At 71.0% G+C, this 24,569-nt stretch carries 27 protein-coding genes, 1 tRNA gene and 1 pseudogene; 19 read left to right on the top strand and 10 right to left on the bottom strand.

Annotated elements, in window-relative coordinates; genetic code table 11:
- Window positions 1-93 precede the first annotated feature (93 nt).
- Window positions 94-167: transfer RNA gene (locus OHQ87_RS22225), tRNA-Thr, on the top strand.
- Window positions 168-213: 46 nt separating this feature from the next.
- On the opposite strand, the gene OHQ87_RS22220 is transcribed toward OHQ87_RS22225, so the two are convergent.
- The gene (locus tag OHQ87_RS22220; RefSeq protein ID WP_328340764.1) at window positions 214-948 is read right to left on the bottom strand and encodes a TetR/AcrR family transcriptional regulator; all 735 of its coding nucleotides are present in this window, start codon (window positions 946-948) and stop codon (window positions 214-216) included.
- Window positions 949-1,318: 370 nt separating this feature from the next.
- On the opposite strand from OHQ87_RS22220, the gene OHQ87_RS22215 reads away from it, so the two are divergent.
- The 7 genes from OHQ87_RS22215 to OHQ87_RS22185 all read left to right on the top strand — a co-directional run bounded on the left by OHQ87_RS22215 (window position 1,319) and on the right by OHQ87_RS22185 (window position 5,863).
- Complete coding sequence (locus tag OHQ87_RS22215; protein ID WP_328340762.1) at window positions 1,319-2,002, top strand: SDR family NAD(P)-dependent oxidoreductase; 684 nt, start codon at window positions 1,319-1,321, stop codon at window positions 2,000-2,002.
- A gap of 651 nt (window positions 2,003-2,653) precedes the next feature.
- Window positions 2,654-2,980: a PadR family transcriptional regulator gene (locus OHQ87_RS22210; RefSeq protein WP_328340760.1), complete on the top strand. Its 327-nt coding sequence runs from the start codon at window positions 2,654-2,656 to the stop codon at window positions 2,978-2,980.
- The gene (locus tag OHQ87_RS22205) at window positions 2,977-3,333 is read left to right on the top strand and encodes a DUF1048 domain-containing protein (protein WP_328340758.1); all 357 of its coding nucleotides are present in this window, start codon (window positions 2,977-2,979) and stop codon (window positions 3,331-3,333) included. The genes OHQ87_RS22210 and OHQ87_RS22205 overlap by 4 nt, the downstream gene beginning before the upstream one ends.
- A 1-nt stretch (window position 3,334) precedes the next feature.
- Entirely contained in the window at window positions 3,335-3,640 is a 306-nt protein-coding gene (locus OHQ87_RS22200) for a DUF1048 domain-containing protein (RefSeq protein WP_328340757.1), read from the top strand.
- 43 nt (window positions 3,641-3,683) lie between these two features.
- On the top strand, window positions 3,684-4,214 hold the full coding sequence (locus OHQ87_RS22195) for an EXLDI protein (RefSeq protein WP_328340755.1): 531 nt from the start codon (window positions 3,684-3,686) through the stop codon (window positions 4,212-4,214).
- A 123-nt stretch (window positions 4,215-4,337) separates the two neighbouring features.
- Entirely contained in the window at window positions 4,338-5,099 is a 762-nt protein-coding gene (locus OHQ87_RS22190) for an ABC transporter ATP-binding protein (protein WP_328340753.1), read from the top strand.
- A 2-nt stretch (window positions 5,100-5,101) separates the two neighbouring features.
- Complete coding sequence (locus OHQ87_RS22185; protein WP_328340751.1) at window positions 5,102-5,863, top strand: ABC transporter permease; 762 nt, start codon at window positions 5,102-5,104, stop codon at window positions 5,861-5,863.
- Window positions 5,864-6,311: 448 nt separating this feature from the next.
- Here the strand turns inward: OHQ87_RS22185 and OHQ87_RS31450 are convergent, their stop codons facing one another.
- Window positions 6,312-6,599 carry a DUF7933 domain-containing protein gene (locus OHQ87_RS31450; protein ID WP_442930851.1) on the bottom strand — a complete coding sequence of 96 codons (288 nt, stop codon included), beginning with the start codon at window positions 6,597-6,599 and terminating at the stop codon, window positions 6,312-6,314.
- Between the two features lie 415 nt (window positions 6,600-7,014).
- On the opposite strand from OHQ87_RS31450, the gene OHQ87_RS22180 reads away from it, so the two are divergent.
- The 3 genes from OHQ87_RS22180 to OHQ87_RS22170 all read left to right on the top strand — a co-directional run bounded on the left by OHQ87_RS22180 (window position 7,015) and on the right by OHQ87_RS22170 (window position 8,862).
- Window positions 7,015-7,716, top strand: a complete 702-nt coding sequence (locus OHQ87_RS22180; RefSeq protein WP_328340749.1) for an SPOR domain-containing protein — start codon at window positions 7,015-7,017, stop codon at window positions 7,714-7,716.
- Between the two features lie 130 nt (window positions 7,717-7,846).
- Window positions 7,847-8,365: a SigE family RNA polymerase sigma factor gene (locus OHQ87_RS22175; protein ID WP_328340748.1), complete on the top strand. Its 519-nt coding sequence runs from the start codon at window positions 7,847-7,849 to the stop codon at window positions 8,363-8,365.
- The gene (locus OHQ87_RS22170) at window positions 8,365-8,862 is read left to right on the top strand and encodes a hypothetical protein (protein ID WP_328340746.1); all 498 of its coding nucleotides are present in this window, start codon (window positions 8,365-8,367) and stop codon (window positions 8,860-8,862) included. Before OHQ87_RS22175 ends, OHQ87_RS22170 begins: the two co-directional genes overlap by 1 nt.
- Before the next feature lie 79 nt (window positions 8,863-8,941).
- On the opposite strand, the gene OHQ87_RS22165 is transcribed toward OHQ87_RS22170, so the two are convergent.
- Window positions 8,942-9,352, bottom strand: a complete 411-nt coding sequence (locus OHQ87_RS22165; protein ID WP_328340744.1) for a RidA family protein — start codon at window positions 9,350-9,352, stop codon at window positions 8,942-8,944.
- 189 nt (window positions 9,353-9,541) lie between these two features.
- Between OHQ87_RS22165 and OHQ87_RS22160 the strand changes: the two are divergent.
- Both OHQ87_RS22160 and OHQ87_RS22155 read left to right on the top strand, forming a co-directional pair.
- Window positions 9,542-9,823, top strand: a pseudogene (locus OHQ87_RS22160) (TetR-like C-terminal domain-containing protein); the annotation flags it as partial.
- Between the two features lie 42 nt (window positions 9,824-9,865).
- Window positions 9,866-10,453: an HAD family hydrolase gene (locus tag OHQ87_RS22155; RefSeq protein ID WP_328340742.1), complete on the top strand. Its 588-nt coding sequence runs from the start codon at window positions 9,866-9,868 to the stop codon at window positions 10,451-10,453.
- A gap of 30 nt (window positions 10,454-10,483) precedes the next feature.
- Here the strand turns inward: OHQ87_RS22155 and OHQ87_RS22150 are convergent, their stop codons facing one another.
- Window positions 10,484-11,104 (bottom strand): pyridoxamine 5'-phosphate oxidase family protein, encoded by a 621-nt coding sequence (locus OHQ87_RS22150; protein WP_328340740.1) that lies wholly within the window; start codon window positions 11,102-11,104, stop codon window positions 10,484-10,486.
- A 149-nt stretch (window positions 11,105-11,253) separates the two neighbouring features.
- On the opposite strand from OHQ87_RS22150, the gene OHQ87_RS22145 reads away from it, so the two are divergent.
- The 3 genes from OHQ87_RS22145 (at window position 11,254) to OHQ87_RS22135 (ending at window position 13,516) form a co-directional block, all read left to right on the top strand.
- Complete coding sequence (locus OHQ87_RS22145) at window positions 11,254-11,760, top strand: DUF2231 domain-containing protein (protein WP_328340738.1); 507 nt, start codon at window positions 11,254-11,256, stop codon at window positions 11,758-11,760.
- A complete protein-coding gene (locus tag OHQ87_RS22140; protein ID WP_328340736.1) occupies window positions 11,757-12,296 on the top strand; it encodes an Hsp20/alpha crystallin family protein in 540 nt (179 codons plus the stop codon). The genes OHQ87_RS22145 and OHQ87_RS22140 overlap by 4 nt, the downstream gene beginning before the upstream one ends.
- Before the next feature lie 62 nt (window positions 12,297-12,358).
- Window positions 12,359-13,516 carry a glycosyltransferase family 9 protein gene (locus OHQ87_RS22135; RefSeq protein WP_442930850.1) on the top strand — a complete coding sequence of 386 codons (1,158 nt, stop codon included), beginning with the start codon at window positions 12,359-12,361 and terminating at the stop codon, window positions 13,514-13,516.
- Window positions 13,517-13,570: 54 nt separating this feature from the next.
- Here the strand turns inward: OHQ87_RS22135 and OHQ87_RS22130 are convergent, their stop codons facing one another.
- Together OHQ87_RS22130 and rfaE2 are read right to left on the bottom strand one after the other, a co-directional pair.
- Complete coding sequence (locus tag OHQ87_RS22130) at window positions 13,571-14,443, bottom strand: glycosyltransferase family 2 protein (protein WP_328340734.1); 873 nt, start codon at window positions 14,441-14,443, stop codon at window positions 13,571-13,573.
- Window positions 14,440-16,347 (bottom strand): D-glycero-beta-D-manno-heptose 1-phosphate adenylyltransferase, encoded by a 1,908-nt coding sequence (gene rfaE2, locus OHQ87_RS22125; RefSeq protein WP_328340732.1) that lies wholly within the window; start codon window positions 16,345-16,347, stop codon window positions 14,440-14,442. Before rfaE2 ends, OHQ87_RS22130 begins: the two co-directional genes overlap by 4 nt.
- Window positions 16,348-16,587: 240 nt before the next feature.
- Here rfaE2 and OHQ87_RS22120 point away from each other — a divergent pair, with 240 nt between their 5' ends.
- Window positions 16,588-17,136 carry a type 1 glutamine amidotransferase domain-containing protein gene (locus OHQ87_RS22120; protein WP_328340730.1) on the top strand — a complete coding sequence of 183 codons (549 nt, stop codon included), beginning with the start codon at window positions 16,588-16,590 and terminating at the stop codon, window positions 17,134-17,136.
- A 148-nt stretch (window positions 17,137-17,284) separates the two neighbouring features.
- The gene (locus tag OHQ87_RS22115; RefSeq protein ID WP_328340728.1) at window positions 17,285-18,958 is read left to right on the top strand and encodes an MDR family MFS transporter; all 1,674 of its coding nucleotides are present in this window, start codon (window positions 17,285-17,287) and stop codon (window positions 18,956-18,958) included.
- A gap of 274 nt (window positions 18,959-19,232) precedes the next feature.
- On the opposite strand, the gene OHQ87_RS22110 is transcribed toward OHQ87_RS22115, so the two are convergent.
- Window positions 19,233-19,724 (bottom strand): NUDIX domain-containing protein, encoded by a 492-nt coding sequence (locus OHQ87_RS22110; protein ID WP_328340726.1) that lies wholly within the window; start codon window positions 19,722-19,724, stop codon window positions 19,233-19,235.
- An 84-nt stretch (window positions 19,725-19,808) separates the two neighbouring features.
- Between OHQ87_RS22110 and OHQ87_RS22105 the strand changes: the two genes are divergently transcribed.
- Window positions 19,809-21,458 carry a fatty acid--CoA ligase gene (locus OHQ87_RS22105; RefSeq protein WP_328340724.1) on the top strand — a complete coding sequence of 550 codons (1,650 nt, stop codon included), beginning with the start codon at window positions 19,809-19,811 and terminating at the stop codon, window positions 21,456-21,458.
- A 179-nt stretch (window positions 21,459-21,637) separates the two neighbouring features.
- Here the strand turns inward: OHQ87_RS22105 and OHQ87_RS22100 are convergent, their stop codons facing one another.
- The 3 genes from OHQ87_RS22100 to OHQ87_RS22090 are packed head-to-tail and all read right to left on the bottom strand — an operon-like array spanning window position 21,638 to window position 24,497.
- Complete coding sequence (locus OHQ87_RS22100) at window positions 21,638-22,651, bottom strand: NADPH:quinone reductase (protein WP_328340722.1); 1,014 nt, start codon at window positions 22,649-22,651, stop codon at window positions 21,638-21,640.
- Between the two features lie 10 nt (window positions 22,652-22,661).
- On the bottom strand, window positions 22,662-23,798 hold the full coding sequence (locus OHQ87_RS22095) for a glutathione-independent formaldehyde dehydrogenase (RefSeq protein WP_328340721.1): 1,137 nt from the start codon (window positions 23,796-23,798) through the stop codon (window positions 22,662-22,664).
- 42 nt (window positions 23,799-23,840) lie between these two features.
- Window positions 23,841-24,497 carry an HAD family hydrolase gene (locus OHQ87_RS22090; RefSeq protein WP_328340720.1) on the bottom strand — a complete coding sequence of 219 codons (657 nt, stop codon included), beginning with the start codon at window positions 24,495-24,497 and terminating at the stop codon, window positions 23,841-23,843.
- Window positions 24,498-24,569 lie beyond the last annotated feature (72 nt).

Here is a 24,569-nt window from a genome sequence, read left to right as displayed (position 1 = left end):
GCACTGTCCGCCGATGTCCCTTGATGTCCGGGTCGGTCGGCCGGGAGCCCGGTCGATCCCGGGTGGGCTCGTGCCGTACACTCAACGATCGTTGCCGCCTTAGCTCAGTCGGCTAGAGCGACGCACTCGTAATGCGTAGGTCGACGGTTCGATTCCGTCAGGCGGCTCAGTGTGAGGCCCTGACCAGCGGGTTCGCTGGTCAGGGCCTCATTTTCATCGATGCGGTTTTGAATCGCCCCCCGAGAACTCCTCCGTGGACGTGGCTGGACGGAGGGTGTCGGTGCCGCCGAGGCGCAGCATGGCTCGGTAGAGCTGTTCGGGGGTCAGGGGCGGTTCGGGCAGTGGGTGGGCGCGCTCGGCGCGGAATCCGTCGAGCATCAGGTGCAGGTGACGACGCCAGGCGTGCGGGGCGATGCCGTCGGTCGCCTCGATGATCCGGCTGTGGGACCAGATGACGAAGGCGAGGTCCTCGGGGGCCAGGTCGGGCCGGAGGTGGCCTTGTTGTTGGGCCCGTTTGACGATGCGTATGCCGAGGTCGTGGATCCGGGTCTGCTGGCCGGCCAGGCAGGCGTTTTCCGGTAGCCGGATCGAGGCGAAGTCGTTGAAGCCCCGGTCGCGGGCCTGGAGTTCGCACATGGTTTCCAGGAACAGGCACAGTCCTTCCCACGCGTCGTCCATGGTCAGGGCCTGCTCGGCGGCGGTGACCCAGATCGCGAGCTTGCCGGCGAAGGCCTCCTGCACCAGGTCCAGCCGGGCGGGGAAGTGGTTGTAGAGCGTGCCGATGGCCACTCCAGCCCGCTTGGCGACCTGCTCCAGCGACGCCTCCATCCCCTGTTCGGCGAACACGGCCTGAGCGGCCGCGAGTAGCGAGTCGCGGTTGCGCTGCGCGTCGCGACGCAGCGGCCGGGCGGGGGCCGTGGTCGCGGCAGGTGCGGGTTCGGGGGACATGCCGCACAGCCTATCAACTTGAGGTGCTCCTCAACTTGCGTGCTATGGTGGCAGCACAAGCTGAGGGTGTCCTCATTTTGTGCCATGAGCCCCTCGGTGATCCGGCTCAGACCAGGCTCAGGAGACCTGATGAAACTGGATCGGGAGGGTCGAAGTGCGCACCGGGACCGGATCCGGGGACCGGGTCGGCTCACACACTTCCCGGGCCGAGCTCGCGCAATTCATGCTCGCTCATGCCGAGAATCTGCGATACGTACGGCAGGAACTGCAGATCAGCAACTGACGCCGACCCTGCCCGCCGCGCCAGCCCCGGCGGCAGTCGGTCCGTTGTTCCATCCCACTGTTCACCACGTGATCTAAGGAGAAAGTCATGCCCACCATCGCCATCATGGGTGCCGGTCCCGGAATGGGACTCGCCATCGCTCAGACCTTCGGCAAGGAAGGCCACCAGGTCGCGCTGCTGTCGCGGACCCCGGCCAAGCTGGAGCCGGTCGTGGCCGAACTGATCGGTCAGGGCATCGAAGCGGCGGCCTTCGCAGCCGACGTGACCGACCGGCCGTCGATCGTCGCCGGCCTCGCTGCGGTCAGGCAGCGATTCGGGCAGATCGACGTCTTCGAGTATTCGCCGTCCAACCCGGCGCTGCCGATGGCTCCCTCCACCGAGCTGACCCACGAAAACGTGCAGGTCCATCTCGATTTCCTCGTACACGGAGCCGTTGCTGCCGTCAGCGAGGTGCTGCCGGAGATGCTCGCCCGAGGCTCGGGCACGATCCTGTTCACCACCGGCGCCACCTCCGTGCGTCCGGAGATGGGTCACGAGATATTCGGCAACGTCGGCCCGGCTGCGGCATGGCTCCGCAACTGGGCCCACGGCCTGCACGCCGCTGCCGCTCCCCGGGGAGTGCAGGTCGGCCACGTCGCAATCGGCACGTGGCTCGCCCGCCAGCCGGGCGCCACCGCGCCGGAGGAGATCGCGCCGCTCTACTGGGAGCTGCACACCAACCACGATCAGGTCGAGAAGGTCTTCTTCCCCAACGAGCAACCCGCAGCCTGACACACATCACTGAGCCGGGTACGCCCCTCGGCAGGACACAGCGGGGGCGACCCGCGACGAGGATGCCTGACACCTTCCCGGCGACAGCAACGCGCCGCGCCTGGTGGCCGCCCCCGTTCACCCCTCGAAAGTCCCTGCCATCGGCAGACCAGTGGTGACCAACGATGAGTATTCTGCCGGGTCGTTTGTACGGCTCAGCGCCAAGTCCTGACAGTCGACGACGATGCAGGACCACTGGGTTCGGTACGCGTAGGTCGACGGTTCGATTCCGTCAGGCGGCTCGGATGATGCCCTGACCAGCGGAGACGCAGGTCAGGGCATCTCTTGTATCGATGAAGATTTGAGTCGCCCCCGAAGACTCCGCCCTGCGGCTTGGCGTCGCCGATGGTCTGACAGGACCCTGGTGCGACGGGAGCTTGCGAGGACCCGCTGCGCCGCGCCGGCTGGCGGGTTCTGCTGGCGGGGGGATGGGCCCGCCCGGTTTCCACCGGGCTGCGCGGTTGGACCCGCCTTCTCGTCGAGCCTCGCTTGGGCTACCGCTTCCACTCCTGACCGGCAGAAGTTTCCAGTACTCGGTACTACCGACTAGCGGTACTCGGTGATACCGTATACCAGTACCCCGTCGTACCAGATAGCGGATTGGAGGTTGATGTGGAGGATCTGACCGAGATGTTGAAGGGCACGCTCGAGGGGTGCGTGCTCGAAATCATCGGCCGTGAGGAGACCTACGGCTACGCCATCACGCGTCGCCTGAACGAGCTCGGTTTCACCGACGTCATCGACGGCACGGTGTACACCATCCTGCTGCGTCTGGAGCGCAACAAGTTTGTCCAGGTTGCGAAGCGGCCGTCCGAAGTGGGTCCGCCGCGCAAGTTCTACACGCTCAACGACACCGGGCGCAGGGAGCTCGCGACGTTCTGGGCGAAGTGGCAGTACGTCTCCTCGCGGATCGACAAACTCAAGGAGGCCGGGGCATGAGCTTCTGGGAGACCATCACGGGCAGCGATCTGACCCGAGAGTGGAAAGCGTTCGAAGGCCGGGCGCAGGCGTTGCCGGCCGACTATCGGGCCGCGTGGGGGCAGATAGTGGCTCACCTCTCCCCGTACGGGAGCTTCACGGGCCGCAACCTGACCCCTATCGCCGACGCCGCTCTCGGGTTGCTCGAGGAAGCCGCAGCCGATGGGCAGCGCATCGACGAGGTGCTCGGCGACGACATTGCCGGCTTCACGTCGGCGCTGGCCGGCGGCGCGGGCGCCCGCAGTTACCGCGACCGGTGGCGGAGGCAGCTGAACCGGAACGTCGCACGCAAACTGGCCCGGCTAGGAGACTGACGTGAGCATCCAGGACATCATCGAGGGCAAGAAGCAGTGGCGGGCGCACGTCGCTCGGGTCAAGGCTCTCCCGCCCGACTATCGGATCGTCTACGAGGAGATGCAGCGCTACCTGTTCAAGGTCGGGCCGACCGATCTGCTCGACGAGGGTCTGCTCCCTGGGATCGTCGACTTCTTCGAGGAGGGCGTCGTGGCCGGCAAGGGCGTTCTGGAAGTCACGGGCGCCGACGTCGCCGCCTTCTGCGATGACCTGATCAAGGACTCGCGCACTTATGCCGACGTCTATCAGGAGTCCGTGACCCGATAGCGCCGGCGTCGCGTGTACGTATAGGCGTACGTGTAGTCAGGTCGTGCCCAACAAGACCATCTACGTGTCCGACGACGACCTGCCGCTCTTTCAGCGCGCCCAGGAGCTTGCCGGCGGCACCCTGTCGGCGGCCATCGCCGCCGCGCTGCGCCGCTACGTCGAGGTCGAGGAGGGCCGGCAGCAGGGGTACGACGATGTCGTCGTGCGCGTCGGGCCGGGGCTCGGCCGCAAACAGCGGTTCTCCGGCGTGCTGCTGGCCGAGATGGAGCGGACCGGCAACGAGCGCGACGAGACCTACCAGGTCTACCGCACCCGCAGCGGAAAGTACGTCGCCCACCTCGAGCGGTCCGAGGCGCATGTGAACATCGGGCCGAACGCCGAGAAGTACCGCACTGGCTGGCGCGCCTGGGTCGGCGACTGGAGCGCCAACCAATCCTGGACACGCATTCCCGCCGACTCCAGCCTGCGCATCGCCGACGACCTCGACGCGCTGCGCGAGATCGTCCCGTCCGAGCTCTACAAGCTGGTTCTCGACGCCGTTCACGAACCGACGATCGAGGACCTCGACATCTGATCCGCGCCTGACCAACCACGGACGAGCGTCGGCTCGCCCGTCGATCACACACGTCCCCACATCACGGACGGAGCCAACGGCGACCGCCGGCGATGACCCATGCCCAAGCACAGGAGGCGGCACATGGCAACAGCCAGCCCGGCGATTCGGGTCAACGGATTGCGCAAGTCCTACAAGGAACTACCCGTCCTCAAGGGCGTCGATTTCGAAGTGGCGCGCGGCAGCATCTTCGCGCTGCTCGGCTCGAACGGCGCAGGCAAGACCACTGTCGTGCGCATCCTGTCCACCCTGCTCAAGCCGGACGGCGGCACGGCAAGCGTCCAGGGGTTCGATGTCGGGTCCGAGCCGGTGCGGGTGCGCGAATCGATCAGCCTGACCGGGCAGTTCGCCGCCGTCGACGAGATCCTCACCGGCCGCGAGAACCTGGTCATGGTTGGCCGGCTGCGCCGGGTCGGCAACCCCCGCCAGATCGCTGATGAACTGCTCGACCGGTTCGGGCTGGCCGACGCCGGCGGGCGCCGCGTCGGGACGTACTCGGGAGGCATGCGCCGCCGGCTCGATATCGCGATGAGCCTCATCGGTGACCCTCCGGTCATCTTCCTCGACGAGCCGACCACCGGCCTCGATCCGGAGGGCCGCATCGAGGTATGGAACGAGATCCAGAAGCTCGCCGGCGATGGGACGACGGTGCTGTTGACCACGCAATACCTGGAAGAGGCGGAGAAGCTCGCCGACCGGATCGCGATCCTGCACGGGGGCACGATCATCGTCTCCGGCACCCTGGCCGACCTGCGGAAACTGCTGCCGCCAGCCAAGGTCGAGTACGTGGAACGGCAGCCCACCCTCGAGGAAGTGTTCCTCGCCGTCGTCGGAAAGCAGGCCTGATCATGACCACTCACGTCCTCAGTGACACCGGCGTGATGCTCGACCGCTCGATCAAGCACGTGACCCGTAGCCTCGACACCATCATCACGGTGACGATCATGCCCATCGCGTTCCTGCTGTTGTTCCGATACGTCTTCGGCGGCGCGATCCAGGCCGACACCGACAACTACGTCAACTATCTGATGCCGGGCATCCTGCTGATCGCGATCGCCAGCGGCATCTCATACACGGGATTCCGGCTGTTCACGGACATGAAGAGCGGCATCTTCGAACGGTTCCACTCGATGCCGATCGTCCGGTCATCGGTGCTGTGGGGCCATGTGCTGACCTCTCTGGTGTCCAACGGCATCTCCGTGGTGGTCATCATCGGAGTCGGGCTGGTGATCGGCTTCCGCTCCTCCGCCGGGCTGCTGGCCTGGCTCGCCGTGGCGGGCATGCTCACGCTGTTCACCCTCGCCCTGACCTGGCTCGCAGTGATCCCCGGCTTGACCGCATCCACCCCGGACGGGGCGTCCGCCTTCTCGTATCCACTCATCTTTCTGCCGTTCATCAGTTCGGCGTTCGTCCCCACCGAGACGATGCCCGGCCCAGTGCGAGCCTTTGCCGAGAACCAGCCGGTCACCGCGATCGTCAACGCCATCCGAGCACTGTTCGAGCAACAGCCCGTTGGCAACGACATCTGGATCGCACTCGCCTGGTGCGCCGGAATCCTGGTCATCGCCTACGCGTTTGCGATGGCTGCCTACCGCCGCAAGATCGCCTGAACCGGCCGGGGTCGTGCCTGTCCGGCAAGGGGTCAGCGGTGCCCCCGCTCACCCCCCGAAAACCGCTGCTTATGGACAGCTATCGGTGACCGGCGTTGATGAGCTTGCGATCGTGTCTGTGCAGGTCGGTGATGGACGCCGACGATCAGTAGCAAGCTCTGGCTCGTGACGTTCGGTAGGCGTAGGTCGACGGTTCGATTCCGTCAGGCGGCTCAGAGGGAGGCCCTGACCAGCGCCAGCGCTGGTCAGGGCCTCATTTTCATCGATGCAGTTGTGAATCGCCCCCTGTCCCCCACAAGAATGTGAGCGGGATAGTTCATTTGAGGCAGGCGTCGGTCTTCCGGAAGAAGCCCTTGCCCTTGAGGTGGACGAGGCTAGGCTGCGTGGCGCCGACGCCGGACCGACCGGTAGTGCATTGCGACCGGCACCGCACCGAGGCCGATCATGGTCAGGGCGACGGCGGCGTAGCTCGCGCTGGCGCTTCCGGTGACGGGCAGGATGCCTTTACCGACCATGAGTCTTGCCGAGGCGGGGCACCCGGGCCGCTCTCGGTCGAGTCCACCGGGCCGCTGGTGTTGACCTTCGTTCCGCTTGTGGTGCCGGTGACGTTCACCGAGAGGGTGCAATTCCCGCCAGCCGGCGATGTCGCTCCGGTCAGACTGATGCTCCCGCCACCGGCGGTCGCCGAGATCGTGCCGCCACCGCAGGCCCCGGTCAGACCGTTGGGAGTGGCCACCCCCAGGCCGGCCCGGCCAACCCCCAGGTCCCCGTTGATGGTCGAAGGACCGACCGGGGGCGGGACGTCGGTAACCGCCTGACCGGCCAACACGCCCTAAACACTTCGCCCGTAGATTATCTACATCAAACGGATGAAAGTGAGTAAATCTGTACATAACCGCGACGGTCGCGGGCCGGGCGGTCCAAGGTGCTGTTGCTGTGAGTTCCGCGCTGCCCGATCTGCTGACCGACGAGCGCCCGCCTGTCCTGCCCGCCGTCGTCTGACGCCGGGGTGGAAGCCTCCGTGCGGTGGGCTCGTGGCGCACGGTCGCCGAGAGATTCGAGAAAAGTTCCGGCCGGCGGCAACCTGCGGGCGGTGGATCGCATGTACCCGGGTGTAAGCAACGATCGCCACGATCCATAGGGGTCCGGAAATGTCTGCACGTCGTCTGCTGCTGCCCGCTGCCGCCGTTCTGTTCGCACTTACCGCCTGCAACGCCACGGAGGCACCCAGTTCCGGCTCCACCGCAGGCGCCCCCGGTGCCACGCCCACGGCGACCACCCAGGCACCCGGGGATGTCAACAGTGCCGACTGTCCCTCGGGGACCAACCTGCAGAAGCTGGTCGAGCTGCCGAAGGGCGTGACCTTCGGCGGTGTCGAGTGTGTGAAGGACTGGGCGGGGGCCGACCCGCAGGGTCCGGGCGTCGGTGACGGCGTCTACCTGTTCCACTACACGGCGGGGACGGGCTGGAAGTACTACGGCGAGGGCAGCGGACAAGAGTGCAAGGAGCTCGGCCTGACCGAGCCGGCGCCGTTCTGCGTCTCGGACCCGGCGACCACGGCGACGAAGCCTGCGACGAAGCCGGCGGCGACGAAGCCGGCGACCACGAGTCCCAAGTGTCCTTCGGCGAAGGCGCTGGAATCCCTGGTCGAGCTGCCGAAGGGCATGACCTTCGGCGGTGTCGAGTGTGTGAAGGACTGGGCGGGAGCCGACCCGCAGGGCCCGAAGGCCGGTGACGGCGTCTACCTGTTCCACTACACGGCCGGTACGGGCTGGAAGTACTACGGCGAGGGCAGCGGATACGACTGCAAGGACCTCGGCCTGACCGAGCCGGCGCCGTTCTGTATCTCCTGACCGGTCGGATCGACCGCGGTCGCGCACTGTGGTGCACACCAGTTACGGTGTGCACCACAGTCAGCCGGCCGCGCACCGACGTCGCCGCGCCCTGACGACCTGTGCGTTAGGTGGGGGGCACGAGCGGGGTATGGCGGAGTCGATCGACGATCAGTTCCGGGAGTTCGTCCGGACCCGCTCGCCGGCGTTGCTCCGGACGGCGTTCCTGCTGACCGGCGACCGCCACCTCGCCGAGGACCTGGTGCAGGACGCGCTGGCCCGCACCCATCGGGGCCGGCGGCGGCTGGACGATCCGGGGCACTTCGAGGCGTACACCCGTACTGCGATGTACCACCAGCATGTGAGCTGGTGGCGGCGTCGCAGGGTGGCCGAGTCCCTGCCCGGGGAGTTGGCCGACGTGGCGCAGCCCGGCAGTGACCACGCCCGCCGTACCGATCTCAAGCTCGCCCTGCACCAGGCTCTCGCCCAACTCACCCAGCGGCAGCGCGCGGTGCTGGTGATCCGCTTCTTCGAGGACCGCAGCGAGGCCGAGGCCGCGATTCTGTTGCAGTGTTCGGTCGGCACGATCAAGAGTCAGACCAGCAAGGCGCTGGCCCGTATGCGGCAGATAGCGCCGGAGCTGCTCTCGGCCGTGATGGAGGAGGCCTGATGACCGACGACCTCGGGCCGCTGCGTCAGGCCATGTCCGATCTGAGCGAGTACGGCGGCAGCGCCGACCTGTACGAGCGGTCCCTGCGTAAGTCGCGGCAGTCGCAACGGCGGGCGACTCTCGCCACCGGTGCCGCAGCCGCAGCGGCGGTGTTCGCCATCGGCGGCACCGTCGCCTTCGCCGTGAGCCACCGGTCCGACCTGTCGGCGCCACCCGCGGCCGCCCCCGGCACCACCGGTCCCGAAACACCCGACTGTCCATCGATCCAGACCCTCGGGGACCTGGTCGAACTGCCGCAGGACTGGTCGTTCGCGTCCACCACCGTGCAGTGCGCGGAGACCTGGGCGGCAGCCGACGTGAAGCGCCCGGCCGGCGGCAACGTCCGCTACCTGTTCCACTACACGATCGATACAGGTTGGCGGTACTACGAACAGGGCACCGGATGGGAGTGCAAGGAGCTTGGCCTCACCCGGCCGGCACCGTTCTGCACCTCCTGAATCGGTAGCGAAGCCCAGGTCACCGGCCTGGGCTTCGCCGTTTCCGAGGCCACGCCACCAGCGGTGCCGGCGGTGTGCGTCAGGGCACCTCGGGAAGGGCCGCGGTCACGTCCACCTCGACCAGTTGCCCGGTGAAGCCGAGTTGTGCCACCCCGAGAAGGGTGCTGGCGGTCGTGAACGCGGCGGCGAGGGGCGAGGCCAGCAGGCGTCGCCAGACCTGGGCGAGTACGGCCTGATCGGTGCTGACCACGTAGATCACGGTACGGACGACGTGCTCCGGGCCGGCACCCACCGATCGGAGGGCGGCCAGTGCGTTCCTGGCGATCTGGTCGACCTGGGCGTCGACGTCGTCGGCCCCTACCAGGGTGCCGTCGGCATCCAGCGGACACTGTCCGGCGAGGTGGGCGGTACGCCCGGCCGGAACGACTGTGACGTGGTGGTACCCCGGGGTGGAGTGCAGGCCTTCGGGGTTGGCGCGGGTGATGGTCATGGCGGCAGCATTCCGGAACGGCGGATCGGTGTCGCCGGGTTTCCCGTTACGGCGAGCTGCCGGTCGCCCACCCCGACCAGGGCCTCTCGCCTCTCGTCGGCTACCGGACGCTGCGGCGGCTGCGCAGGGCGTGGTAGGCGACCGCGAGGGCGATGCCGAGGACGACGATGACGACCTCGTGCCCCCGACGACACCACCGCCATCTCGGCCGAGATCATGGCGACGGTGGTCGATGCGTACCGTCGGCGCGACGTCGTGCCCTCAGGGCGACGGTTCGAGGCCCATCTCGACGAGCATCGCGACTGGGTCGCGGACCCGACGGTGCCGGCCGCGGCGCTGCGCCAGGCGCTGGCCTTCTGGACGCGGGTGCACGGCATCCTGTCGCTGGAGTTCGCCGGCCACTTCACCGGGATGGGGTTCGATCCCGGCCTGCTGTTCGACGACGAACTCGACGACCTCCTCGGCCGCTGACCACCACACCCGGGGACCGGCGAGCGTGGCTATCCTGGGCCGGTGCTGCCCCTGCCGCCCGGTGACTTCCGGGCCTACCTGTTCGACTGCGACGGCACCATCGTCGACTCCATGCCGGTGCACCATCTGGCCTGGCGGGCGGCGCTCGACGAGTGGGGCTGCGACCTGCCCGAGGACCTCTTCTACGCCTGGGGTGGCCGCCCGGTGGCCGACATCGTCGTCGACCTCAACGCGCGGCACGGGCTGGCCATGCCGGTCGACGTGGTGGCCCGTCGCCGGGAGGACGCCTACCAGAGTTTCCTGCCGCAGCTCACCGCCGTACCCGGGGTGCTGGCGCACATCGAGCAGGCGCACCGGCAGGTGCCGTTCGCCGTGGTCTCCGGCAGCACCCGCGAGTCGGTGACCGCCTCGCTCACCGCGCTCGGCCTGCTCGACCGGTTCGACGTGCTGGTCTGCGCCGAGGACTACGCGCGGGCCAAGCCGGACCCGGAGTGCTACCTGATGGCGGCCCGGCTGCTCGACGTACCGCCGGAGCACTGCCTGGTCTTCGAGGACACCGACCTGGGTGTCGCGGCGGCGACGGCGGCGGGCATGGCCTCGGTCCGCGTACCGCCGCCCTGGGACCGCTGACCCGCCGACCGGGCCGGGCCGCCCCGGCGGTCAGCCCCGGTAGAGCTTGTCCGCGTACGCCGGGCCGTAGTAGTGCTCCAGGTCGGTCAGGCTCTCCGGTGGTGCCTCCACCTCCTTGATCAGCCGGGCCCGGGACGGCAGCACGTCCGGCTGCCAGGTCTCCGGTCGCCACAGCTCGGAGCGGAGGAACGCCTTCGCGCAGTGGTAGAAGACCTGCGCGACGACCACCTCGACGGCGAGCACCGGCCGGTGCCCCTGGACCAGCATGTCGTCGAAGTAGGGCGCGTCGCGGACCAGCTTCGCCCGGCCGTTGATGCGCAGGGTGTCGGTCCGGCCCGGGATCAGGAAGATCAGCCCGACGTGCGGGTTGTCGAGGATGTTGCGGTAGCCGTCGGCCCGCCGGTTGCCCGGCCGCTCCGGGATGGCGATCGTCCGGTCGTCCAGCACCAGCGCGAAGCCGGCCGGGTCGCCCTTGGGGGACACGTCGCAGCTACCGTCCGCACCGGCCGTGGCGACCAGGCAGAACGGCGAGGCGGCCAACCACTGCCGGTCCCGCTCGTGCAGCACGGCACGTTCCTTGACCGCTGCCCGGGGCATCGGCGCCCCCAGCAGGGCGCGTAACTCCTCGTGCGAGGTGATCTCCACCGTCACGTCCGCCTCCCCCGTCCGTTGGTCCCGGTGGCGGACGGTGGCACACCGACCGCCGTCCGTCAGCCTAGGCGGGCGTGGCGAGCGGGTTTGCCCCCGGCGACGGCGGGTGCGGCTCACCCTGCCCCCGGACGAAGCAGTGGAGGGCCGTCATGGAGAGCCGACTGAAGGTGCTCGGGCACCCGGTACACCCGATGCTTGTGATGTTCCCGGTCGCGCTGCTTGTCACCGGCACCCTCTTCGACGTCGTGGACACCGTCGGCGGCCCCGACTTCCTCGCCGAGGTGGCGTACTGGAACATCACCGTCGGTCTGGTCGGTGGCCTGTTGGCCGCGGCGGCCGGCGCGTTCGACCTGCTGGCCATCCCGTCCGGCACCCGGGCCAAGCGGGTGGCGCTGACCCACGCGGCGGCGAACGTCGCGGTGATCCTGCTCTTCGCCGCCGTCTGGGCGGTCCGGTTGAACGCCGACTCCCGGGCGGCCGGCGGCGCGCTGATCGCCATCGAGGTGGTCGGCGTGGCGATTCTCGGCATCAGCGCCTGGCTCGGTGGGGAACTTGTCGACCGGCTGGGCGTCGGGGTCGACCGGGATGCCGGCCTGGACGCCCCCAGCTCACTGCGGCCCGTTGCGGCCCGCCGACCGGTGGGAGAGGTGCGATGACCGATCAGCCGGGCCGGGGGTGGCGCAGCCGCCAGCAGGGCTGGGACCCGATGGGCGAGCTCCAGTCGTTGCGTGCCGAGTTGAGCCGTCTGGTCGGTGGCCGGGGCGCCTCGCCGGACGTCGAGTTGACCGAGGTCGCCGACGGCTGGGAGGTGGTCGTCCGGCTGCCCGGGGTGGCACCGGAGGAGGTCGCCGTCGAGTTGGCCGACCGGGAGCTCTGCGTCCGGGCCCGGTCGGAGGCCGAGGTCAACGCCGACCAGGGCATTCCCGGCGGTGTCGAGACCCGTGGCTTCGAGTACCGGGTGGACCTGCCGTCCCGGGTGGACCCCGGGGCCATCGACGCGGTGATGGACCACGGCCTGCTCCGGGTCCACCTGCCCCGGGCGGCCCGGCCCACGCCCCGCACCATCACCGTCGGCCGCACCGGCTACCCGCCCGGCCCGACCCGCAGCGGTACGCCCAGCGGCGTGGACCCGGCGGCCGACCGGGAGCTGCACCACCCCGGCACCACCGTCGACCCCCTCGACCAGCCGTAGGTGGCCCGGTGGTGAGCCCGACCCCGACCGAGTCCGTGGTGAGCCCGATCCCGGGCGGCCCGGTGGTGAGCCCGGTCCTGAGCCGACCGGTGGCCAGCCCCGCCCTGGGCGGACCGGTGGGTGAGCGGGTGCCCGACGTGGCCCGGATCGCGGTGCTGCGGGCCAACGCGCTCGGCGACCTCGTCTTCCTGCTGCCCGCCCTGGAGTCGCTGCGGGCGGCCTACCCGACGGCGGAGATCGTGCTGTTCGGGGCGCCCTGGCACGCGGCGCTGTGGCAGGGCCGGCCCGGCCCGGTCGACCGGGTGCTCGTCGTCCCGCCGGCCCCCGGCATCCGCGAGCCCGGCCCCGACGAGACAACGGGGTCGCTCGACGACTTCCTCGCCGACGCCGCCCGGGAGGGCTACGACCTGGCATTGCAGATGCACGGGGGCGGGGCCAACTCGAACCCGATCATGAGCAGGCTGGGGGCCCGGGTCACCGCCGGGCTGCGCGCCGAGGACGCCCCACCGCTGGACCGCTGGCTCCGCTACGTCTACTACCAGCCCGAGGTGATCCGCTACCTGGAGGTGGTGGCCCTGGTCGGGGCGGCCGCCGTCACCGTCGTACCGACGCTTGCGGTGACCGACGCGGACCGGGCGCAGGCGCGGGCAGTGCTGGGCGAGCCGGCGCGGCCCCGGGTGGCGCTGCACCCCGGGGCGAGCGACACCCGGCGGCGCTGGCCGGCGCGCCGGTTCGCCGAGGTGGCCAGGGCCCTGCACGGCGACGGGTACGAGGTGCTGGTCACCGGCACCCCCGCCGAGCGGGAGGTGGTGGACGAGGTGGTCGCGGCGGCCGGGGTGCCGGTCCGGCCGCAGGTCGGCACGCTCGGCCTCGGCGGGCTGGCCGCCGCGTACGCCGGCTGCGGTCTGGTGGTCTCCAACGACACCGGCCCGTTGCACCTGGCCGGGGCGGTGGGCACCCCGACGGTGGGCGTCTACTGGGTCGGCAACATGATCAACGGGGCGACGCCGCTGCGCGCCCGGCACCGGCCGATCGCCGCCTGGACGACGCACTGCCCGGTCTGCGGGGTCGACTGCACGCCGGGGATCTATCCGCACCGACCCGGCGACGGCAACTGCCCGCACCGGGACTCGTTCGTCGCCGACGTGCCGGTGGCGGAGGTGCTGGAAGCCGCCACCGACCTGCTCCGCCCCGGGCCGGGCGCTGCCGGCACCGGCTGACGGTCGAGCGCACCGTCCCGGTGGACGGCCCGCCCGGCAGCGGGCTGGCGCGGCTCAGGCCGGCTGGGGGGTGTCGGCGGCGACTACCTCCCACGCCTCGACGGCACGCTCGGTGACAGTGGTCGGCGACTCCAGGTGGTACGCGCCGCTGGGCAGCACGCCCGCGCCGCCGTACCGGGCCAGCACGGCGAGCTGGGCGGCGACGTCCTCGCCCTGGTGGTCCGCCGGCACCCGCCGCCAGAACTCGAAGCCGCCCGAATCGACAAGCGCCGCCCGGTCGTAGAGCACACACCCGCCGATCCAGGAGACCTTGTACGCCCGCCACGCTCCTGGCGGCAGGTCCAGCTTCCGCTGTACGTGCAGCAGGTTCGCGGCCGGGTGGATGGCCGCCCGGTCCCACTGCGGGGTGTCCGGGCGGACCAGTTCCGGGACGACCGGCCCGTCCCACTCCTCGTAGTGCCCGTGCGTCTCGGGGCGGACGTCGTCGACGTAGGACAGGCCGTGCACCGCGTTGCCGACGAACCCGCAGCCCAGCTCCCCGATCGCGGTCACCAGCCGGCTTAGGGTGCCCGGTTCCAGCCAGACGTCGTCGTCGAGGCAGAGCACGTACCGGGCCACCGACCGGTCCAGCAGGTACGCCCGGTGTTCGGCCAGCCCGCGTCGGGGCAGCCGGCGGGTGAGCAGCACCGGGTGCCCCTGGTGGCGTAACGCCCGGACCATGGTGGCCACCGCCGGGTGCGCGTATGCCGGGTCGCCGTCGGACTGGTCGCTGACCACCACCCCGAAGTCGGGCACCCCGGCCTGGGCGGCCAGCCCGGCCAGGGTGACCGCCAGCTCGGCCGGCCGGTTGCGGGTGGGGATCAGCACGTCGAGCCGGCGGGGTCGGCGGAACTCCCCGGTCGTGCCGGGGTCGAGCGGTCGGTTCACCGGGGCCTACCCGAGCTCTGCGCGGTCGGGGTCGGGTGCGCCGTCGTCGTACCCGGGTCGGGTGCCGCCGGGGGATCGGCGGCACCGCGCGTCGCCTCGACCCGGTCGGCCGGCGCGGCGGTGGTGGTGGTCCGGGTGGCGGCGGGGCCGGTGGTCTGGGCGCGGATCCGATCGATGATCGCCGAGGTGGACCGGTCCGGCACGTAGCCGAGGGTGCGCACCTGACCGCCGAGCCGGCGTACCAACGGGGCCTCCGGGACCATCTCCGGCGGGTAGTCGCCGCCCTTGACGTACACGTCGGGTCGGACCGCCTCGATCAGGTCGACCGGAGAGTCGTCCTCGAAGACCACCACGTGGTCCACGCAGGACAGCGCGGCGAGCAGGGTGATCCGGTCCTCGACCGGGTTGACCGGCCGGTCGGGTCCCTTGAGCCGGCGGACGCTGGAGTCGGAGTTGACCGCGACCACCAGCAGGTCGCCGAGGGCCCGGGCCTGTTCCAGGTAACGCACGTGACCGGGGTGCAGCACGTCGAAGCAGCCGTTGGTGAAGACCACCGACCGGCCGGCCCGTCGGTGGTCGGCGACGATGGCGTCCAGCTCGCCGGTGCCGACAAGCGTCGGGTGGGCGGTGCCGTCGGGTGTGTCGCCGAGCGCGTCGAGCAGGTCCTCCCGGCGGCATACACAGGTGCCGGTGTCGGAGACGGTGATGGTGGCGGCCAGTTGGGCCAGTTGGGCGGCGGTCGGCAGCGACGCCTCGGCGGCCAGCGCGAGGGTCATCGCCGCCAGGTAGGCGTCCCCCGCGCCGACGGCGTGACTGGCCGGGACAGGGGTGCTGTGGCTGCGCCGGGGCGCCCCGTCCGCGCCGCCGACGATGGCGCCCTCGGTGTCCAGGGTCACCGCCACCACGTCCGCGCCGGTGTGCGCACGCAACTCGGCCAGCCGCGCCTGGGCCAGCTCGGCCCGGTCGACGCCCTCGCCGACGGTGGCGTTGACGGTCACCCCGGCCCCGGTCACGCTCAGCCCGTCGCCGGTCATCGCGACCCGGCCCTCGCCTGGGGTCGGTTCACCGGTCGGGCCGACCGGGGCCTGGCCGACCCCGCCCGGGGCGGTGCCGACGACCAGCTCCGACGGCCCGTCCGCCGGGTCGTTCGGTGGGTGGTCCAGGTGCAGGCCGGTGCTGCCGGTACGGGTCGGGGCGGGCGGAGTGCCGAAGCCGGCGGCGGCCCTGGCCAGCAGCCGGGTCGCCTCGGCGAAGCTGGGGGTGACCACAGTCGGGTTCAACCCCCGCCAGTCGGCCAGGTCGTGGGCGTCCAGGGCGACTGTGGCGTACCGGTGCCGGTGGGCGACCAGCCAGGCGCGCACCGGCGTGGGCAGTGCGCCCAGGCCGTAGTCGCAGACCACCAGGGTGGGCGCGGCCCCACCGGCCGCCGCCCGCAGCTCCTCGGTGGCGCAGCCCAGGGCGGTGAGCAGCCGGGCGACGCCGTCGTCGTCGAGTGGTTCGTCCGGGTCGCCGGAGTCCTCCCGGAGCAGGATCTGGTTGCCCGCCAGCATCCGGCGCTTCACCGGGGTCGGCCGGTGCGGCTCGCCGACGGTACGGTCCCAGACTCCGGCCCGGTCCAGGCAGTCGTGCAGTTCGTCGCCGGCCACGTCCGCGCCGACCGGGGCGACGAGCAGGGCCCGACCGCCGAGGGTGGCGACGTTGACTGCGGTGTTCGCGGCCCCACCGGCGGCGGTGATCCGTCGACGAAGGGTGAGAATCGGCGCGGGCGCCTCCCGGCACAGCCGCTCCGACTCGGCGAACCGCCACTCGTCGAGCATGGCGTCGCCGACGACGAGGACGGGCCGTTCCCGCCAGCTCTCCACGACGGTGGCGAGCCGGCGCTGTTCCGCTGCTGCTCCTGCCATGCCCACCGGCGTCCCCCGGCCTGACCTGCTCAAACCTGCTCGCAGGCGGGCCGGGCCGGGTCGGGGGCGGGCCGGGCCGGGTCGGGTCGGGGGCGGCGGGGCGGCGGGGCGGTGGGGCGGTGGGGCGGTGGCGTGGGTGGCGCGGGTGGCCTGCCCGCTCGGCGACCGGGCGAGGGGCGTCACGTTTCGGGCCATCGGCCCCGGGAACCGACCAGAGGTAACCGGAGAGGAGAAATCGACATGGCAACGAACACATTGCAGGGCAAGCGGATCGCCTTCCTCGCCTCCGACGGGGTGGAGGAGGTCGAGTACGTCCAGCCGCGCGAGGCGGTCGAGAACGCCGGGGCGACCGCCGAACTGGTGTCGCTCAAGCCCGGCAGCATCCAGGCGTTCAACCACCTTGACCAGAGCAAGACGTACGACGTGGACGTGACGGCGGCCGACGCGGACGCCGACGGCTACGACGCGCTGGTGCTGCCCGGCGGAGTGGCCAACCCGGACTTCCTGCGCACCGACCCGGACGCGGTCCGGTTCGTCAAGGCGTTCTTCGCGGCCGGCAAGCCGGTCGGGGTGATCTGCCACGGGCCGTGGACGTTGATCGAGGCGGGCGTGGTGTCCGGTCGCCGGATCACGAGCTGGCCGAGCCTGCGTACCGACCTCACCAACGCCGGCGCGACCTGGGTGGACGAGCAGGTGGTGACCGACGGCGGCCTGGTCAGCAGCCGCAACCCCGACGACCTTCCGGCCTTCTGCGCGGCGATCGTCGACCGGTTCGCCGCCGGCGCCTGATCCCCCGGCGGGTGTCGGCACCCACCGGGGTCCCCCGGTGGGTGCCGACGCGACGCGACCTGCCTGATCATCGCGCCCCGGGACGGAACCGCTCGCGGTTTTTCCCGGCGGGCAGGCATGTTCGGGGAGAACCGGGAAAGAAGGCGGGATGACCGCCCAGACCCACGGCCGCCCGGTGCTCCGGGCCCGCCAGCTGCGCCTGTTGATGTTCGGCCTGATGACCGGCATGCTGCTGGCCGCGTTGGACCAGACCATCGTGGGTACGGCGTTGCCCACCATCGTCGGCGAGCTGGGCGGGATCGACCACTACTCGTGGGTGGTCACCGCCTACCTGCTCGCCTCCACCGCCTCCACCCCGCTGTACGGCAAGATGGCCGACCTGTACGGCCGCCGGCCGGTCTTCCTCTTCTCGATCGGCACGTTCCTGCTCGGCTCGCTGCTGGCCGGGTTGTCGCAGGACATGACCCAGCTGATCGTCACCCGGGGGGTGCAGGGCATCGGCGCGGGCGGCCTGATGACGCTGGCGTTCACCATCATCTCGGACGTGGTCTCGCCCCGGGAACGCGGCCGTTACCAGGGGTTGTTCGGCGCGGTCTTCGGGGTCTCCTCGGTGGCCGGGCCGCTGGTCGGTGGCTACTTCGCCGAGACCAACTGGCGGTGGATCTTCTATCTGAACGTGCCGCTGGCGATCCTGGCGATCGTGGTCTGTTACCACGTGCTGCGGTTGATCCCGTTCGAGCGGCGGGACCACACAGTCGATTGGCTGGGTGCCGGGCTGCTGGTAGCCGGGGTGAGCGCGCTGCTGCTGGCGCTGAGCTGGGGCGGCAACTCCTACCCCTGGGGCTCCGCGACGATCATCGGGCTGTTCGTGGCCGGCGCGGTGCTCGGGGTGGCGTTCCTGTTCCAGGAGGCCCGGGTCGCCGAGCCGATCCTGCCGTTGGGGCTGTTCCGGTCGGCCACGTTCGCCCTGGCCAACGCGGCCGGCTTCGTACTCGGTCTGGTGATGTTCGGGTCGATCATCTTCATCCCGCTCTACCTGCAGATCGTCAAGGGCGCCTCGCCCACCCGCAGCGGCCTGCTGATGCTGCCGATGATGGCCGGCATCATCGTCACCTCGATCGTCACCGGCCGGGCGATGAGCCGGATCGGCCGGTACAAGTGGTTCCCGGTGGCCGGTTCGGTGGTGCTGGTCGTCGGCATGCTGCTGTTCACCCGGCTCCAGGTGGACAGCTCGCTCTGGGCGGCGTTCGGCTACATGGTGGTGATCGGCGTCGGGCTGGGCCTGTGCATGCAGTCGCTGATCCTCGGCGTGCAGAACGCGGTGGACGTCCGGAACCTGGGCGCGGCGACCTCCTCGGCGACGTTCTTCCGGTCGCTGGGTGGCTCGTTCGGGGTGGCCATCCTGGGCGCGGTGCTCTCCTCGCGGCTCGCCAGCGGGCTCGCCGACCGGCTGCCCGGCGCGATCGCCCAACTCCCGGCCGAGCAGCGGGCGGCGGTGGCGGGCAGCGGCACTAACATCTCGATCAACGACCCGGCGACGATCCTGGCCCTGCCCGGCCCGGTCCGGGCGGCCATCCAGGCGTCCTTCGTCGAGTCGCTGCACCTGGTCTTCCTGACCACCGGCCTGGTCGCCCTGGTCGCCGTGCTGGTCACCCTGGCCCTGCCGAACGACCAGCTCCGGGGCGCCGGCCCGCAGGGCGCCGCCGGCGGCGCCGACCCGCTCGGCGGCAAGGCCCCCGCCCCCGGCGGCAAGCCCCTGACCAAGGAGTCCAAGGAAGAAGCCGCCGCCGACCTCAACGCCAAATCCCAAACCATGCTCTGACCCAACCACCCCAACCCTCTGCCGCCCTGCCCCGCCCCGCCCTGCCCCGCCCTGCCCCGCCTCGCCCCGCCCCGCCCCGCCCCGCCTCGCCCTGCCCCGCCCTGCCCCGTCCCGCCCCGGTGATCAAGAGGTTTAGGTCAGAAATCGCGTGCCCGGTGACGCAAACCTCTTGATCACCGGGGCGGGCGGCGGGCGGCGGGTGGGGCGGTGGGACGGGCGGTGGGGCGGGCGGTGGGTGGGGCGGCGGGTGGTGGGCTGGTGGGGTGGGGGTGGGTTATTTGAGGATTAGGCGGTTGGTCTGGTCGAAGACGGAGAGGTCGGCGAGGGTTTCCGGGACCGAGAGGGAGAGCGGGGCGGGGAACTCGTGCGGGTGCAGGAAGGCGGCGTCGGTGGTCTCGTCGGTGACGCGGGTGAGTTCGCCGTCCCAGTCGTCGACCCGGAACGCGGTGGTGAAGATCTGGTAGGTGTGGCCGTACATGTTGGTGTGGGTGCGGTCCGGGCCGGTGTAGAGGGCGAAGGCGCTGACCCGCAGGGCGCGTAGCCCGGTCTCCTCGCGGACCTCGCGGACCGCGCAGTCGGCTATCGACTCGCCGAGTTCCATCGCGCCCGCCGGCAGCGCCCACTGGCCGTTGTCCGAGCGGCGGATCAGCAGCACCCGGCCGGCGTTGTCGCGTACCACGGCACGGGCACCGACGAACATCAGTGTGCGGTCGCCGGCCAGGGCGCGTAGCTGTCCCACGTACGAGTCGGCCCAGGAGATACTCACCCGGACAATCTACGCAGCATCCCCGGGGTGTTCCGGCGTTCCGGGGGTTCCCAACGTGTGACCGGCGACACTAGCTTGTCACCCATGCGCAGCACGATGATGGACGCCCCGCTCCAGGTCTCCCGGATCCTCGAACACGGTGCGACGGTGCACGGCGCGGCCGAGGTGGTCACCTGGACCGGGGCCGAGCCGCGCCGGATGTCGTACGCCGAGGTGGGGCGGGCGGCGGCCCGGCTGGCCCACGCGCTGCGCGACGAGTGCGGGGTGTCCGGCGACGAGCGGGTCGCCACCTTCATGTGGAACAACAACGAGCACCTGGTGGCGTACTTCGCGGTGCCGAGCATGGGGGCGGTGCTGCACACGCTCAACCTGCGGCTCTTTCCCGACCAGGTCGCCTACATCGCCAACCACGCGCAGGACCGGGTGGTGCTCGTCGACTCGACGCTGATCCCGCTGCTGGCCCGGGTGCTCGGCGAGCTGACCACCGTGCGGCACGTGGTGGTGGTCGGCGGGGGTGACCCCGCGCCGCTGCGGGCGGTCGCCGGTGACCGGGTCACCTTCCACCACTGGGACGCCCTGCTGGCCGGCCGCCCCGAGCACTTCGACTGGCCGGAGCTGGACGAGCGGGACGCCGCCGCGCTCTGCTACACCTCCGGCACCACCGGCAACCCCAAGGGCGTCGCCTACTCGCACCGGTCGATCTATCTGCACTCGTTGCAGGTGTGCCTGCCGGAGGGGTTCGGGCTCGGGCCGGGCGACCGGGAGCTGGCCATCGTGCCGATGTTCCACGCGATGTCCTGGGGGCTGCCGTACGCGGCGTTCCTCTCCGGCGCGTCGCTGATCATGCCGGACCGGTTCCTCCAGGCCGCGCCGATCGCCGAGATGATCGCCGCCGAGCGGCCCACCCTGGCCGGTGCGGTGCCGACCATCTGGACCGACCTGCTGGCCCACCTGGATGCCAACGACGTCGACACCTCCTCGCTCAAGGAGGTGATCGTCGGCGGTTCGGCCTGCCCGCCCGCGCTGATGCACGCGTTCGCCGAGCGGCACGGCATCGAGGTGATCCACGCCTGGGGGATGACCGAGATGTCCCCGCTGGGTTCGGTGTCCCGGGCCCCGGCCGGCGCGACAGGCGACGAGGCCTGGCGGTACCGCTACACCCAGGGCCGGATTCCGGCCGGGGTGGCGGCCCGGATCGTCGGCCCGCTGGGCGAACCGCTGCCCGCCGACGGGACGTCCGTGGGCGAGCTGGAGGTGCGCGGCCCGTGGGTGACCGCCCGGTACGTCGGCGAGGACGCCCCCGACCCGGAGAAGTTCCACGACGGCTGGCTGCGCACCGGGGATGTCGGCATGCTCTCGCCGGACGGCTTCCTCTCCCTCACCGACCGGGCCAAGGACGTGATCAAGTCGGGTGGGGAGTGGATCTCCTCGGTGGAGCTGGAGAACGCGTTGATGGCCCACCCGGACGTGCAGGAGGCCTGTGTGGTGGGGGTGCCGGACCAGCGCTGGGGTGAGCGTCCGCTCGCCACCGTGGTGGTCCGCGAGGGTGCGTCGACAGGGGTGGAGCAGCTGCGCGCGTTCCTCGCCGGCGCGGTGGCGCACTGGCAGGTGCCGGAGCGTTGGGCGGTCATCGACGCGGTGCCCAAGACCAGCGTCGGCAAGTTCGACAAGAAGGTGGTGCGTTCGCGGTACGCCGCCGGTGACCTGGAGGTGCGGGAGCTGGCGGGGCCGTAACACTTTTCGGCGACCCGTCGCCGATGGGGTAGGGACGTCACTCCTGAAACATCCCTCCCCAGGGGCGGCCCCGGCGTTCGCACCGCGCCGGGGCCGCCCTTTCCATGCGGGCGACCCGCAATGTCATTGTTGCGAAACTTGCTCGCCTCTGTCCGGCTGATTGCGAAATGTCCTCGGAACTACTGCCCGGCGGTGTCGATCAGGACCTTCCCCACCACCGAGTCCTCCACTGCCTGGTGGGCGGCGGTGGTCTGCGCCAGCGGATAGCGGTGCAGCGGCAGGCCGGCCTTCTCGCCCACCCGTACCGCCCCCTGGGCGACCGCCGCCGCCACGTCGGTCACCGCCTGCGCCTTGGCCGCCTTGGGCTCCGTGTAGACAAGCACGAACTGCCAGCGGGCGTTCGGCGCCATCAGCGGCCGGATCGGCAGGGTCAGCTCGTCGCCGCCGTCGTCGGCGTAGACGCAGACCGCCCCGCCGGGACGCAGCAGGTGTACGTCGGCTGCCGCGTTGCGGGCGGCGGAGACCTCGACGATCGTGTGCACCCCGTCGGGTGCGATCTTGCGGACCTCCTCGACCACGTCCTGTTCCCGGTAGTCGATCACGAAGGACGCCCCGGCCGCCGCCGCGAGCTGGGCCTTCTCCGGGCTGCTCACCGTCGCGATGACACAGGCGTCGCCCCAGCGGGCCAACTGGATCGCCGCGTTGCCGACCGCGCCCGCTCCGCCCTGCACCAGCACCACGTGATCGCTCAGCGCCCCGGCGTGCAGCGTGTCCGGCATGTACTCCCCGGCGGTCAGGCAGCGGTGCGCGGTGAGGAACGGAATGCCCAGGCAGGCGCCGAGGTCGAACGAGGCGTCCCCGAGCGGCACCACCTGCCGGACCGGCGCCACCGTGTACTCGGCGGCGGTGCCCCAGGGGCGCTGCCAGGCCGCCTCCCAGATCCACACCCGCTCACCTGTCAGCGCCTGGTCGACCCCCGCGCCGACCGCCTCCACCACCCCCGCGCCGTCCTGCCCCGGGGTCTGCCAGCCGGCCGGCAACGGCCACTGCCGCCGCGCCTTCCAGTCGGTCGGGTTCACCCCGGCCACCGCCACCCGGACCAGCACCTCACCCGGCCCCGGCTCGGGCGCCGGCCGGTCGACCAGTTGCAGCACCGACGGGTCGCCGGTGCGCTCGTACACGATCGTCTTCATCGCCGTCTCCTCAGGCCGCCGGTTTGAGCACCACCTTCGAGTAGCCCTCCTCGCGACTGTCGAAACGCCGGTACGCGTCCGGTGCCGCGTCCAGCGGCAACTCCTTGCTCACCACGAAGCTCGGCGTGGCCCGACCCGCCATGATCAGGTTCCGCAGGTACTCGTTGTAGGTCTTCACGTTGGCCTGCCCGGTCCCCATCCGCAGGCCCTTCTCGAAGAACTTGCCCACCTTGAACAGCAGCTCGCCCTTGCCGGAGTGCTCGTCCGGCGCACCCGGGTCGTTCGCCAGATAGAGGCCGACCACGCCGAGCGCGCCGGTCGCCCGGACCACCTCGACCAGGCTGTTCAGCACCGACGCCGGCTGCTCCGCGCCGCCCGCCCCGGTGGCCTGGTAGCCGACCGCGTCCACCCCGTGATCGGTGCCCACCCCGTCGGTCCGGTCGAGGATCTGCGCCACCGGATCCCCGGCCGAGAAGTCGATGGGCGTCGCGCCTATCGACCCGGCCAGCCGCAGCCGGTCCGGCACCTTGTCCACCAGGAACACCTCGGCGGCACCCATCAGGATCGCCGAGTACGCGGCCATCAGCCCGACCGGCCCGCCACCCATCACGGTGATGTTCTCGCCCGGCCGCAGCCCGGTCATCGCCACCCCGTGGTAGCCGGTGGGGAAGATGTCGGCGAGCATCGCGTAGTCGTTCTCGTGCTCGGTGCCGGGCGGCAGCTTCAGACAGTTGAAGTCGGCGAACGGCACCCGCAGGTATTCGGCCTGCCCACCCCGGTACGGCCCCATCGCCACGTAGCCGTACGCGCCACCGGCGAAGCCGGGGTTGACGGTGAGGCAGAAACCGGTCTTCTGCTCCCGGCAGTTGCGGCAGAACCCGCACGCCACGTTGAACGGCATCGACACCCGGTCGCCGACCTTGATCCCGCGTACCCCGGTCCCGGCCTCGACCACCGTGCCCATGTTCTCGTGGCCGAAGACGATGCCCGGCTCGGCGAGCGTGCGCCCCTCGTACATGTGCAGGTCGGATCCGCAGATCGCGGTCGTGGTGATCTGCACGACCACGTCGTCCGGGTGCTCGATGCGCGGGTCCTCGACGTCGTTGACCGCCACCTCGTGCGGCCCCTGGTAAACCACAGCTCTCATGGTCCCGACGCTAGGCGGCCCGGCCGGGTCGCGGAGGCGGTTTCAGCCGAGCCGGTCCACCACCTCGGGGGTGAGGTCGTGCACCGAGGAGAGCACCACCGCGGCCAGCTCCGCCGCGTCCGGGTCCAGCGGGTACGACCCGTGCGGCACCGCGACCACCCGCATCCCGGCGGCGGCGGCCGAGCGGACCCCGTTGGAGGAGTCCTCCACGGCGGCACACCGGGCCGGGTCCACCCCGAGCCGTTCGGCGACGGCCAGGTAGACGTCGGGTGCGGGCTTGCCCCGGGCGGTCTGCTCGGTCGACAGGGTCACCCGGAAGTCGGCGGTGAGGTCCGCGGCGGCCAGCGCCGCCGCGATCAGCCGGGTCGGCGAGGAACTGGCCAACCCCAGCGGCCACCGCGCGGCCAACCGGCGCACCACCAGGTCGGCGTCGTCGATAAGCGGTACGCGCACCGCGTACCGCCGGGACATCTCCTCGACCACCTCGACGGCGACCTGCGCGGCGCTCCGGTCGACGCCCAGCTCACCGCTGAGGTATTCGGCCCACTCGCCGGTGCTCATCCCCATCAGCCGCCGCTGGGTGTCGGGCTGCCAGGTGCCGCCCCGCGCCGCCACGTACGCCCGGCGCACCTCCTCCCAGACCGGCTCCGAGTCCACGATCACGCCGTCCAGGTCGAACACCACCGCATCCACAGTCACCCCGACATCCTCCCCGACCCCGCCCGACCCCGGTCGCCCGGTGCCGGCAGCGCCCGCCGGTCTCGTGGTGGC

This window comes from Micromonospora sp. NBC_00421 (assembly GCF_036017915.1).
Lineage (GTDB): Bacteria > Actinomycetota > Actinomycetes > Mycobacteriales > Micromonosporaceae > Micromonospora.
The sequence above is the reverse complement of the archived record's forward strand: the minus strand, read 5'-3'. Positions and strand labels throughout refer to the sequence as shown.